The following is a 13,161-nucleotide window of genomic DNA, read 5'->3' as shown; positions in this document are numbered from 1 at the left end:
CGCGCCCCGATGTGGCGCGGAGGTGCTTCAGGACGGCACGAGGTCCCTCGTGTGGTCCGGCAGTTCGGTGTCGGCGAAGAACTCGGGATGGTCCTGGGCGATCTGCGACAGCGCCCGCAGGATTTCGCGAAGGTGCCGCCGCATCGCCGTGGCCGCACCTTCCGCGTCGCGCCGCTCCAGTTGCGTGACAATGTCCTCGTGCTGCTCGATGAGCAGCGGCAAGGGTGAGGCGTCGGGCAGCGACAAGAGCCGCACGCGGTCGGTCTGGAAGCGCGCCGCCTCGACGATGCGCCAGGCATAGTCGCTCTGCACGATGGCCGCTATGGCGCGGTGAAACGCCTCGTCGCTATCGTTGAAGCGCTGGTAGTCGGCGTCTGCTGCCGCCAGCTTCTGCTCGACGATGAACGCGCGCAGACTGGCGATGTGGTCCGCCGTCGCCAACCGGGCCGCGTGCCGGGCGATGTCGCTTTCGATCGCCTCGCGCACGAAGCGGGCATTGGCCACTTCGCGCACCGAAATCTTCATCACGAAGGTGCCGCGGCTGGGACGTATCTCGACCAGCCCCGCTTCCGACAGCTTGATGAACGCCTCGCGCACCGGCTGCCGCGAGACGCCGAAGCGCGCCGCGATGTCCTTTTCCGAAAGTGCCTCGCCGGGCCGCAGGCGCATATGCGCGATGGCCTGCCGCAACAGGCCGACCAGTTGCGGGGCGATGGGATCCTTGAGGCGAAGCGGCGCGTCCATGGTTTTTGCTCGTGTCAGCAAGATTGGCGCTTGTCAACAAAATCACAGGCTGTATCATACCGGTATGGTGCCATACCGCAAGTGTTGGGGGAGATCAGGCACCGCACCCACAGGCACCAAGGGAGGATGCTACGATGGAAGCGAAAACCGGGCTTCGGCCGGGACTGAACCGCCGCCTGTTCATCAAGGCCGGCGCGACCGCGCTGGCATTGCCGGCAATCGCGAAGCACGGCTTCGCGCAGGAAAAGTTCGTCTGCAAGATCGCCCATACAGAGGGCATCGGCACGCCGATCACCAACGCGTTCGACGCGTGGGCCAAGGTCCTCAACGAGCGCAGCGAAGGCCGCATCGACGCGCAGCATTTCCCGGCGGCCCAGCTCGGCGGCCTTGCCGAAGCGCTGGAAGGCAGCCGCATCGGCACCATCCAGGTCACCACGGCCGGTCCGGATTCCGAAGAGGCGATCGCGCCTGAAATCGCCGCTTTCGGCGGTGCGCCGGGCTTCATCTACAAGAACGAGGCGCATGTCGACGCCGTGCTCCAGGGCGAGCTCGGCCAGAAATGCTCCGACATCGCCCGCGAAAAGACCGGCGTGGAATTCGTCGCCTATGGCGAGACCGGCTTCCGCCACATCCTGTCGAAGAACCCGGTCGCGTCGCTCGACGACCTTGCCGGCGTCAAGATCCGCGTGCCGCAACTGCGCATCTGGGTCGACTTCTGGGAGCTGCTCGGCGCCGCGCCGACGCCGTTGCCCTACAGCGAGCAGTATTCGGCGCTGTCGACCGGCATCATCGACGCCATCGACTCCGACGTCTTCTCGATCGTCGGCTTCAAGTTCAACGAGCAGGCCAACAACCTGACGCTGACCGGCCACTGGTTCCTGCCCAAGGCGGTGCGCGTCAATGCCGCCTGGCTCTACAGCCTGCCGGAGGACCTGCGCACCATGTTCCGCGAGACGGCCAAGGAAGCCTTTGCCGAGCAGCGCCGCGTCAACCGTTCTATGGCCTCCGACACGCTGGAGCAGTTGAAGGGCCTCGGCGTCAACGTCCAGTCGCTGCCGGCCGAAGAGCTCGCCAAGATGGAAGAGAAGACCGCGAAGCTCTACGACGATTTCGGCTCCAAGAGCCCGGAAACCGCCGAGATGATCAAGCAGATCCGGGCGCTGGGCTGAGAGCGGAATCATGAATGCCAATGCCGAGGTGGAAGCCGCGCCGGAAGGTGCGGCTTCGGGGACGCCGAACACCGGCGCCCTGCTGGTCCTGGACCGTGTGCTGGAAGTGCTGTGCATCGGACTGATGCTGGCCGCCGTATCGGTCTCGTGCCTGCAGGTCGTGCTGCGCTACGTGTTCAATTCCGGCCTGCCATGGCCGGAGGAATTCGCGACCTGGGTGTTCGCCTGGGCGGTGTTCATCGGCATGGCGGTGGCGACCGGGCGTGAAGCCCACATCTCGATCGACGTCGTGCTGCGCCTGCTGCCCCACCGGCCGCGTTCGGCGCTGGAGTTCTTCAACCGCTGCGTGATGGCGGCGGCCAGCATCATGCTGCTGGTCCACGGCATGGACTACGTCAACCGCGCCATCGCGGCGTCGCCGGCCCTGCAGTGGCCGATGAAATACTTCTTCCTTGCCGTGCCCGTCGGCGGCGCGCTCAATCTCGTCTTCCTGGCGTGGCCCAAGGCCGGCCGCAGCCTGATGCAGGGCGTCGGCGTGCTCGTCGGCGGCGCGCTGATCTATCTCGCCATCCGCTACGGGGCTTCGAGCCTCTATGGCGAGAGCGGCAGCGCCATCGTGCTCGTGCTGGTCGGCATGGTCGGCATCGTGATCGGCGTGCCGGTCGCCTTCGCGCTTGCCTTCGGGGCGTTCGCGGCCTTCGCGCCGTTCAGCCAGATCCTGCTGGTGACGATTTCGCAGAACATGGCGGCATCGCTGAATTCGTTCACGCTTCTGGCCATTCCCTTCTTCATCCTCGCGGCAGCGGTGATGAATGCCGGCGGCATCACGCCGCGGCTGGTCGACCTCGCCATGCAACTCGTCGGGCATCTGCGCGGCGGCCTCGGCCAAGCCAACGTCGTCACCAACACCATGCTTGCCGGCATCTCAGGGTCTTCGACCGCTGATGCCTCGACGATCGCCAAGCTGCTGGTGCCGGAAATGGCCAGGCACGGCTATAGCCGTCCGTTCAGCGCCGCGCTGACCGCCGCTTCGTCGATCCTGGCGAACCTGATACCGCCGAGCCTCGGCCTGATCATCTACGCCGCGCTCGCCTCCGTGTCGGTCGGCGCGATCTTCGTCGCCACCATCGTGCCCGGGCTGATGGTCGCCGCCGCGCTGATGATCGTGGTCTATGTCGTGGCCCGGATACGCGGGTTCGGCGGCGACATCCCAAAGACGTCGCTGTCGCAGCGCATGTCGTCGCTCGGCCTGGCGATCCCGGCGCTGATCCTGCCTGTCATCATCGTCGGCGGCGTGCGCTTCGGCGTTTTCACCGCCACCGAGGCCGGCGCCATCGCGTTCATCTACGCGCTTTTGTGCGGCGCGCTGCTCTATCGCAAGCTCACCGCCGCCAATCTCGTCGAGGCCATCCGCGAGGCGGTGTTCGACACCGTCGTCATCGTCATCATCATCGCCACCGCCGCGCCGTTTGCCTGGGTGCTGGCCTTTGAGCAGGTGCCGCAGAAGATCGCCCAGGAACTCAGCGTGCTGGTGTCTCAGCCGGTGCTGCTGATGCTGACGATCAACCTGTTCCTGCTCGTCGTCGGCCTGTTCATGGAGATGATCGCCTCGCTCGTCATCCTCGTGCCGATCCTGGTGCCGCTCGCCGTCGCCGCCGGCGTCGACCCGGTGCATTTCGGCATCATCATCGTCATGAACCTGGTGATCGGCGCGCTGACGCCGCCGCTCGGCGTGCTCGTCTTCACCACCGCGCGCGTTGGCGGCGCCAATCAGGCCGAGACGTTCCGCGCCGTCATACCCTTCGTGCTCGCGCTGATCGGCGTGCTGCTGCTGGTCACGTTCGTGCCCGCGCTGACGCTGTTGCCGGTAAGCTGGTTCGGACCTTGAGCAGAGAGACTACGCAGTGACAAAGACACGCATCGCCATCATCGGTCTGGGCATGGCCGTCACGCCGCACGCTCGCGGCCTGATGGATCTTGCCGAAGACATCGAGGTCGTGCACGCCTTCAGCCCGAGCGAGCCGCGCCGCCGCGCCTTCGGTGAGCGGTTTCCGTTTCCGCTGTGCGACAGCCTCGACACCATTCTCGCCGACGACAGCGTCGAGGCGGTGGCGGTGTTCACGCCGGCCAACACCCATTGCGACATCGCCATGCAATGTGCGGCCGCCGGCAAGCACGTGCTGATGGAAAAGCCCCTCGACATCACCACGGCGCGCGCCGAGCAGCTCGTGGCCGCCTGCCGCGATGCCGGCGTCAAGCTCGGCGTCGTCCTGCAACACCGCTTCCGCCCGGCCGGCATGAAGCTGGCGCAACTGCTGGCGGATGGCGAACTCGGCGGCATCGTCGGGTGCTCGACCATCATCCGCCTGTGGCGGCCGCAGAGCTATTACGATGAGCCGGGCAGGGGCTCGTTTGCCCGCGACGGCGGCGGCGTGCTGATCTCGCAGGGCATCCACACGCTCGACCTGATGATGAGCCTCGCCGGGCCGATCGAGGCGGTGACGGGGTTTGCCGCCACCACGCCGGTGCACCGCATGGAAACGGAAGACATGGTGTGCGCCGCCGCGCGCTTCGCCAATGGCGCGATCGGCACCATCGACGCCACCACCGCCGCCTATCCCGGCTTTCTCGAGGAAATCATCTTCACCTGCGAGAACGGCACCGCGCTTCTGCGCGGCACCGAACTGCTGGTGCAGCTTCACGACGGGCGCCGCATCGCGATCGAGCCCGACCGCTCGGCCGGCGGCACCGGCGCCGACCCGATGGCCTTCCCGCACGACTACCACCGCGCCGTGATGGCCGACTTCGCCCAGGCGATCCGCGAGGATCGCGACCCGAAAGTCACCGGCGAGGAAGCGCTGCGCGTGCACCGCCTCATCGACGCGCTGATCGAGACCGGGCGCACGGGTTCGGCCGTGAGGATTGCGTCATGAGCGATCGTCCCTTGCGTTTTGCGGCCATCGGCCTCGACCATCGCCACATCTACCACCTCGTCGGCGAACTCATCGCCGAGGGCGCCGAATGCGCCGGCTATTGCCCGCAGACCAGCGACGCGCGCGTCATGGACGGTTTTCGCGAACGCTTCCCGCAGCTTCGGGCCGTCGACCGCGACACGCTGTTCGATGACCCGTCGATCGACATCGTCGTCTGCGCCGCCATCCCGCGCGACCGCGCCGCGATCGCCGTGCGCGCGATGCGCGCCGGCAAGGACGTCATGGTGGACAAGCCCGGCGCCACCAGCCTCGATCAGGTCGCCGACATCGAGCAGGCGGCGCGCGAGACCGGGCGCATCTTCTCGATCTGCTTTTCCGAACGCTTCGTGGTGCGCGCCTGCGAGGCGGCATCGCGCCTCGTCGCCGAAGGGGCAATCGGCCGCGTCATCCAGACCGTGGGGCTCGGCCCGCACCGGCTGAACCGCGCCATCCGCCCCGGCTGGTTCTTCGACAACGACGCGTTCGGCGGCATCCTCGTCGACATCGCCTCGCACCAGATCGACCAGTTCCTGTATTTCACCGGAGCCGGCGATGCCGAGCTCGTCGCGAGCTCGGTCGCCAATCGCGGCACGCCGGACATCCCCGGCTTCGAGGATTTCGGCGAGATCCTGCTGCGCAGCGATGACGCCTCCGGCTATATCCGCGTCGACTGGTTCACGCCCGACGGCCTGCCGACCTGGGGCGACGGCAGGCTGTTCCTGCTCGGCACCGAAGGCACGCTGGAACTGCGCAAATATATCGACATTGCCGGCCGGCCCGGCACCGATCATGTGTTTCTCTCCAATCGCGACGGCGTACGCCACATCGACGCCAGCGCGGAAACGCTCACCTATTTCGTAAAATTCCTGCACGACGTGCGCGCACGTGCGGCGACCGCCATGCCGCAGGGCCACGCCCTGAAGGTGACGAGACTGGCCATCGAGGCTCAGATTGCAGCGCGGCGCGGCGGAGGCATGCGATGAAGCACACTTGGCGTTGGTTCGGTCCCGGCGACCAGGCGAAGATCGAGGACATCGTCCAGGCCGGTGCCACCGGCATTGTCACCGCGCTGCATCATTTGCCCAACGGCGCGGTGTGGACGCGCCAGGAGATCGACAATCGCCACGCCGAGGTGGCGCGGCGCTCCGACGGCACGCCTTCGGGGCTGACATGGGACGTTGTCGAAAGCCTGCCGGTCAGCGAGGACATCAAGAAGCAGAAGGGCGACTGGCGCGCCCATGTCGATGCCTACAAGCAGTCGCTGCGCAACCTCGCCGCGTCCGGCATCGAGATCGTCTGCTACAATTTCATGCCGGTGCTCGACTGGACCCGCACCGATTTGCGCTGGCGCGTGCCGTCCGGTGCCACCTGCATGCGCTTCGACATCATGGATTTCGCAGCCTTCGACATCCACATTCTCGAGCGCCCCGGCGCCGCGCAGGACTTCGCGCCGGAGGTGGCCGATGAAGCGGGACGCCGCATCGCCGCCATGGATGATTGCGCCAGGAAGGCGCTGGGCGACGCCATCACCATGGGCCTGCCGGGTTCGACCGAGACGATGGACCTTGGCCGCGTTCGCGAGCACCTCGCCGAATATGGCGCGGTTTCGTCGGAGCGCCTGCGCGGCCATTTCATCGACTTCCTGACGGAGGTCGTCCCGGTCGCCGAAGAGGCCGGCATCCGCCTGTGCTGCCATCCCGACGACCCGCCGTTTCCGCTTCTCGGCCTGCCGCGCGTCATGTCGACCGCCGAGGATTACGACGCCGTGCTGGGTGCGGTCGACAGCCCGTCGAACGGCATGACGCTGTGTTCGGGTTCGCTCGGCGCACGGCCCGACAACGACCTGCCGGCGATGATGGACAGGTTCGCGCCCAAGGTTCACTTCCTGCACCTGCGCAACGTCAAGCGCGACGGACAGTCGATTGCCGGATCGTTCTTCGAGGCCGAACATCTGGAAGGCGACACCGACATGGTCGCGCTGATCGGCGCGATCCTGCGCGAGGAGGACAGGCGGCGGCGGGAAGGCCGGGCTGATGCCGAGATCCCGATGCGTCCCGACCATGGTCAGGACATCATCGACGACCTCGGCAGGCGGGCCCAGCCCGGCTACCCGATCGTCGGCCGCCTCAAGGGGCTGGCCGAACTGCGCGGCGTCGAGCGCGCGCTGGCGGCGACGGGAGCATATCGCATATGAGCGTCGGCGACGGCATCCTGCACCCCGACCGCCTGCTGCCGGCCGAGCCCGGCACGCGGACCATCGCGCGCGACCTCTACGAAACCGTCCGCGACCTGCCGATCGTCAGCCCGCACGGCCACACCGACCCGGCCTGGTTCGCGAAGGATGAAGCCTTCCAGGACGCCGCCGCGCTGCTGGTGACGCCCGACCACTACCTGCTGCGCATGATGCGCAGCGTCGGCGTCGCCTATGACGATCTCGGCGTGGCGCGCGCCGATGGCGGGCCGGTCGCCGATGCGCGTCAGGCATGGCGCACATTCGCGCGCAACTACCATCTTTATGCCGGCACGCCGTCCAGCCTGTGGGTCGACCATGCCATGTCGGCCGTGCTCGGCTGCGAGGAAAAGTTGACAGCTGGCAACGCCGACGCGCTCTACGACCACATCAACGCGCAGCTCGCGCTGCCGGAATTCCGCCCGCGCGCGCTGCTCGACCGCTTCGGCGTCGAGACCATCGCCACCACCGAAGGCGCGCTCGACCCGCTCGACCACCATCGCAGGCTGGCCGAGGATGGCTGGATCGGGCGCGTGCGCACCACCTATCGCCCCGATGCCGTGACCGACCCGCAGGCGCCCGGTTTCCGCGCCGACCTCATGGCGCTGGGCGAGATGACGCGCACCGACGTGCTCGGCTGGGCCGGCATGATCGAGGCGCATCGCCGCCGCCGCGCCGACTTCCGCCGCCTTGGCGCGACCGCCACCGACCATGGCGTGCCGAGCCCGATGACCGCCGACCTCGGCGACACGGAAAAGCAGCGCCTGCTCGACGGCGCGGTTGCGGGCGCGCTGACGCCGGCCGAGGCGGAACTCTTCCGCGCCCAGATGCTCACCGAAATGGCCGGGCTTTCCGTCGAGGACGGCATGGTGATGCAGATCCATGCCGGCTCGCGCCGCAACACCGACCGCGCCATCTTCGCGCAGCGCGGGCGCGACATGGGCGCCGACATGCCCGGCCGCGCCGACTGGGTCGGCGAGCTCGACGCGCTGCTCAACCGCCATGGCGACGCGCCGGGCCTGCGCGTCATCGTCTTCACCCTCGATGAAACCACCTATGCCCGCGAGCTCGCGCCGATGGCCGGCTACTGGCCGTGCCTGATGATCGGGCCGCCCTGGTGGTTCCACGACAGCCCGGAAGGCATCCGCCGCTATCTCGACAGGGTGGTGGAGACGGCGGGCTTCGCCAACCTCGCCGGCTTCAACGACGACACCCGCGCGCTGCTGTCGATCCCGGCCCGCCACGACGTCTGGCGGCGCGAGGCCTGCGGCTTCCTCGCCCGGCTGGTCGCCGACCACCGGCTGTCGAAAAGTGCGGCCGGGGACCTGGCCGCCGACATGAGCTATCACGCCGCAAAGAGAGCCTACCACCTGTGACGACGCCGCTGACCACGACCAAGGGCCTGCCCGACACGGTGGAGGCGCCCGGCTACGACCGCGCGAGCCTTCGTCCCGGCATCTTCCATCTCGGGCCGGGCGCCTTCATGCGCGCCCATCTCGCGGCCTACACCGACACCGCCATCGCGCACGCCGGCGGCGACTGGGGCATCGAGACCGCCGGCCTGCGCAGCCGCGACACGGTCGATATTCTCAGCGCGCAGAACGGGCTCTATACGCTGCTGGTGCGCGACGCCGAGGCGACGCAGGCGAGGGTGGTCGGCTCGATCGTCGCCGCCCATCCGCCGTCGGCAATCCTCGCGCGGCTCGTTGACCCCGCCATCCGCATCGTCAGTCTCACGCTGACCGAAAAGGCCTATCCGCGCGATGCCGCCACCGGCGACCTCGACGCCGGCCACCCGGACGTCGCCGCCGATCTCGCCGAACCCGACAATCCGCGCAGCGCGGGCGGGCTGATCGTCGAGGCGCTGGCGCGGCGGCGCGCGGCCGGCATCGCGCCGTTCACGCCGCTGTCATGCGACAATTTGCCGGAGAACGGCGCGGTGCTGCGGCGGCTGGTCGTCGGCTTCGCCGCCCTCCGCGATAGCGATCTGGCGGCGTGGATCGACGCCAACGTGCCGTTCCCCTCGACCATGGTCGACCGCATCACGCCGGCCAGCACCGACACCACCTATGCCGATGCACAGCACCTGACGGGCAGGCAGGACAAGGCGGCGGTGGAGACCGAGCCGTTCGCGCAATGGGTGATCGAGGATCGGTTCGCCTCCGGCCGGCCGGACTGGGAAGCCGCCGGCGCGCTGATGGTCGCCGACGTGTCGCCCTACGAGAAAATGAAGCTGCGCATGCTCAACGGCACGCATTCGCTCGTCGCCTATCTCGGCTTCGTCGCCGGGCACGAATTCATGCGCGACGCGATGGCCGATCCGGCGATCGCGGCAGCCGCGCGCGCGCATCTGGCCTGCGCAGCCGCCACGCTCGACCCGGTGCCAGGCGTCGACCTATCGCCTTATGCCGACGATCTCGCGGCCCGCATCGCCAACCGCGCCATCGCCCACCGCACCTACCAGATCGCCATGGACGGCACCCAGAAGCTGCCGCCGCGCATCTTCGAGCCGGCGGCCGAGATGCTGGAAAGCGGCGGCGAGTGGCGGCCCTTCGCCCGCGCCACCGCCGCCTGGATGCGCTACGCGCTGGGCGTCGATGCACAAGGCACGCCCTACGCGCTGCGCGACCCGCGCGAGACCGACATCGCCGCAGCACTGGCGCAAACCCCGCGCACCGCCGACACGATCGCCGCCGCATTGATCGACCTGCCCGGCCTGTTCCCGCAACCGCTCCGCGCAAGCCCGGACTGGCGCCGCGAAGTGGCGACGCGGCTGGACGAGTTGTTGCGGGGAGGGGCTGGCTAGGCCTCTGTAATGTAGCCGGTGGCGATCGAGCCGAGACCGATCCCGATTAGCTCCGTGCCGATCATGTAGGGATAGATGACGACGCTTTCCGTGCCCTCGTCCAGTGCGTCAACGAGCGTTTGGAAGGCAACCGTGGCCGATGTCTGCCCGGACGGAAACGAGACATTGCGTGGCCCGGTATAGTCGTCACCCTCATTCGGGCTGGGATTGTAGATCGCTGCCTCCGCATCGCCAAAGCGCAAGAACGAAACCGTGATCGGCGACAGGTCGCTGTCGTCGCGCGTCAGGGTGAAGGTGAGGATTTCTCCCTCCACCACCTCCGGATCGTTGACCCCCACGGTGATGATCTGCTCCTCGTCTGGGTCGGTGAAGAAGCGTTCCACCACGGGGCGATAATCGGATAGCCCCGATACGCCGTTCTCGTACTCAGTGATCGCATTCATAGCGACATCGGAAAGGACTGCCTTCGATACGGTCACATGGCCGGTAATCTCGGCGATCAGCAGCTTGAGATCGTAGCCGTCATCGCCGATGAACTCCCAGGTTTCGCCGCCCGTGGTCTCGGAGCTGTGTGCCTGGTTGCCGCTGATATCGATGAGGATCGCCCCGAGATCGCTGGCCGCGCGCGCGGCCGACCCGTTCTCGGCCAGCGCCTCGGCCAGCGCGCCATCGAGCGACAGCGCCAGTGCGACCGACGAATCAGCGGCGTCGCTCACAGCATGAAAATCCGCCACCACATCGCCGTCATGCGCCGCGACCGAGACCGCTGTCGAGCTGGTGTCCGCCGTCGACTTCGCGTTGGCGCCGTTGCCGGCGGCGCTGCTCGCCGAACTTGATACATTGGAGGTCGCCTCGGCGGAGCCCTGCTGCGCCACTGCCAGCGCATCCGAATTGCCGCTGCTGAAGGCTCTCGCGACGGCTTGCAGATAGGCCACGGCACTCGATACCGAACTGTTAGATGCGGTCGCATCCGCTGCGGACTCGCCTGCCGCAAACGCCGTTGCCGCTGAACTGTCGAGTGCGTTCGCGGACGTGGCGGAGAGATCGTCCGCGACCGCCGTGGATACCGATGACTCGGTGGCTTCAGCGGATGCCACCGACTCATCGGTCGCTTGCGCGTCTGCCGCCGACCCATCGCTTGCCGACGCAGTGGCGGTGCTGTTCCCGTCCGAAGAGACCGCCGCCGAAGAACTGCCCTCGGCCGTCGCCGAGGCCGAACTTCCATTCGTCCCGCTGGCGTTGGCGACCGAGCTGTCGTCAGCGAAGGCCAGCCCGTCGCTCTCCTCAGAAGCATTCGCTGTCGCTCGTGAGTCATCGCCAGCGACAGCGTTCGCCACGGAAGCCGCATCTGCCGATGCGGCGGCGGACGAATCGATAGTCGCAAAGGCGATGGCCTCCGAACTCTCCGTGCCGAGAGCTGTAGCATCCGAGTTGCCTTCGGCAGTTGCTGTCGCTGTAGAATTGTCGAAGGAAATCGCGGAGGCATCGCTGTGCCCAGCCTCGCCACCCTCCGCTGTCGCGGTCGACGAAGAACTGCCGGCGCTGCCTGCAAAGGCATCGGCGTCATTCAGGCCAACGGCAGTGGAATCCGACGCGTCAACAGAAACCGTCTCTGCGGTGCTGTCGGCCGACGCGGTGGCGCTGGCCTCCGAATTGTCCGAAGCCTGGGCGCTGGAGATGGAATTGTGACTTGCCGTGGCGGTCGCTTTCGAGGCGGCAACCGCGGCGGCGGTGGCATCGGAGAGGTTCGTGGCCTCTGCTATCGCCGTCGATTGATTGGTGGCTGTCGCGGTCGCCGCCGAGTCATCTTCCGCGACCGCGATAGCGAGATTCAGCCCGTCGATGTCGACAAGCGCGGCGTAGCTGTCCGCCGCAGCCTCGGTGAAATCGATGGCGCCGAACGCGTCCGCGAGAGATATCGCGCCGCCAACGGCGACGCCCATCTCGGTCTCTCCCTCCTCCGCAGTGGCGGAAGTCGATCGGCTTCCGGCGCCCGATCCTCCGACGTCGAGCGCAACATCGTAGTCGAGCGATCCGCCGACCACCTGGTAGCTCAGCGTTCCGATATCGGAGAACGTGCCGTCGCTGACCTCGAACGTTACCTCGACCGAAATGATCTCGCCGTCGGCAAGGCCGGCGAAGGCCGCGATCCCCTCGGTCGTCAGTCCGAGACCGCCGGCATCGCCGCTGCCAGCGGTGAAGCTGAAGCCGGCATCCGCAAGGTTCATCTCGACCCCGCCGACGCTGGCGGTAAGGAACGTCAGCGACGACGCCGAGAGATTGCTGTCGGCATCGGTGGCGAAACTGCCCACGAGGTCGGCAGCGCTGGCGAAGACGTCGACGCCTGCGCCGATCTCGCCGAAGGAGACGTCGAGTGCCACTGGCGCCTGCGTGTTGCCGGCTCCACCGCCACCACCCCCACCGCCGCCGGGGTTCTGACCCTCGTCGGGGAACAGCTCTAGGATCGCGACGTCGGCGTTGCCTTCGGTGCCGAGATTGGCAGTGTCAATGCTCTCGATGTAGTCGCGGCCGACCTGGGCTGCGTCGTCGCCAACATAGGCCTCGACCTCTTCATCGAGGTCCAGGCGCTCGGTAAACAGGTTCGCAGCCGCGATCTTGGCGTTGACGGTGTCGAGGTCGGCGGCTTGCGCGCCATCGAGCACGTTGACGGCGATGGATTCGATCGTCTGCGCGCCGCTTTCCAGTTGCTCGAGGAAGAAGGCCAGCCCTTCCGGATCAGGATCGCGGTTGAAAAGCGACTGGTAGATGGCGGTGACGACCACCGAGGGCGATGCGTCCTCGCCGAAGCGGCCGATGAACTCGTCGGTGCCCGTCAGCGCACCGATCATCGCTGACAGGTCGGTACCGCCATTGGTCTCCGCCTCCCAGAAGGCGAGACCTGCGGGGTCGGCGGGACGGCCGAACAATGCGAGATAGATGCCCTGGATCGTCGCCATGTAGAAACTCCCACCCTGCCACTGGGCCAGTTCATGCGAATGCGCACCGCCGGCCTTGTCTCAAACACACGCCTACCCCCGCCGGCTTACGACCAGCGTGAACGCAACGTTTTCCGCATCTGTGTTGAGCGGCCTGCCCTCCCCAGGCTGTGGCCAGTCCGCAATCAATGTTGCACAATGTTTTCAGAATGCAAGTGTATTTTACAAACCGACAATCGCCCGTCGATATGAAAGCGCGAAATCAAACGACTTGAGCCTCACGTCTTGCGGCCCCTGCAGGTTT

General features: G+C 67.2%; 9 protein-coding genes. 7 read left to right on the top strand and 2 right to left on the bottom strand.

Annotation, left to right across the window (positions count from 1 at the left end; genetic code table 11):
- Positions 1-27: 27 nt before the first annotated feature.
- Positions 28-744 (bottom strand): GntR family transcriptional regulator, encoded by a 717-nt coding sequence (locus tag AAFN84_RS20765; RefSeq protein WP_347516601.1) that lies wholly within the window; start codon positions 742-744, stop codon positions 28-30.
- Between the two features lie 134 nt (positions 745-878).
- Here AAFN84_RS20765 and AAFN84_RS20760 point away from each other — a divergent pair, with 134 nt between their 5' ends.
- From AAFN84_RS20760 to AAFN84_RS20730, 7 genes are read left to right on the top strand one after another with little or no spacing between them, the layout of a single operon-like run.
- Positions 879-1,913, top strand: coding sequence for a TRAP transporter substrate-binding protein (locus AAFN84_RS20760; protein WP_347516600.1), 1,035 nt, complete (start codon positions 879-881; stop codon positions 1,911-1,913).
- Between the two features lie 10 nt (positions 1,914-1,923).
- Complete coding sequence (locus AAFN84_RS20755; RefSeq protein WP_347516599.1) at positions 1,924-3,801, top strand: TRAP transporter large permease subunit; 1,878 nt, start codon at positions 1,924-1,926, stop codon at positions 3,799-3,801.
- Between the two features lie 16 nt (positions 3,802-3,817).
- Complete coding sequence (locus AAFN84_RS20750) at positions 3,818-4,846, top strand: Gfo/Idh/MocA family oxidoreductase (RefSeq protein WP_347516598.1); 1,029 nt, start codon at positions 3,818-3,820, stop codon at positions 4,844-4,846.
- Positions 4,843-5,868 (top strand): Gfo/Idh/MocA family oxidoreductase, encoded by a 1,026-nt coding sequence (locus AAFN84_RS20745; protein WP_347516597.1) that lies wholly within the window; start codon positions 4,843-4,845, stop codon positions 5,866-5,868. Before AAFN84_RS20750 ends, AAFN84_RS20745 begins: the two co-directional genes overlap by 4 nt.
- Positions 5,865-7,079, top strand: coding sequence for a mannonate dehydratase (uxuA, locus tag AAFN84_RS20740; RefSeq protein ID WP_347516596.1), 1,215 nt, complete (start codon positions 5,865-5,867; stop codon positions 7,077-7,079). The genes AAFN84_RS20745 and uxuA overlap by 4 nt, the downstream gene beginning before the upstream one ends.
- The gene (gene uxaC, locus AAFN84_RS20735) at positions 7,076-8,491 is read left to right on the top strand and encodes a glucuronate isomerase (RefSeq protein WP_347516595.1); all 1,416 of its coding nucleotides are present in this window, start codon (positions 7,076-7,078) and stop codon (positions 8,489-8,491) included. The genes uxuA and uxaC overlap by 4 nt, the downstream gene beginning before the upstream one ends.
- Positions 8,488-9,921: a mannitol dehydrogenase family protein gene (locus AAFN84_RS20730; RefSeq protein ID WP_347516594.1), complete on the top strand. Its 1,434-nt coding sequence runs from the start codon at positions 8,488-8,490 to the stop codon at positions 9,919-9,921. Before uxaC ends, AAFN84_RS20730 begins: the two co-directional genes overlap by 4 nt.
- On the opposite strand, the gene AAFN84_RS20725 is transcribed toward AAFN84_RS20730, so the two are convergent.
- The gene (locus AAFN84_RS20725; RefSeq protein ID WP_347516593.1) at positions 9,918-12,878 is read right to left on the bottom strand and encodes a DUF4214 domain-containing protein; all 2,961 of its coding nucleotides are present in this window, start codon (positions 12,876-12,878) and stop codon (positions 9,918-9,920) included. The two genes, AAFN84_RS20730 and AAFN84_RS20725, sit on opposite strands and share 4 nt — an antisense overlap.
- Between the last annotated feature and the right edge of the window lie 283 nt (positions 12,879-13,161).

The organism is Mesorhizobium sp. CAU 1741, from assembly GCF_039839275.1.
Lineage (GTDB): Bacteria > Pseudomonadota > Alphaproteobacteria > Rhizobiales > Rhizobiaceae > Aerobium.
The sequence above is the reverse complement of the archived record's forward strand: the minus strand, read 5'-3'. Positions and strand labels throughout refer to the sequence as shown.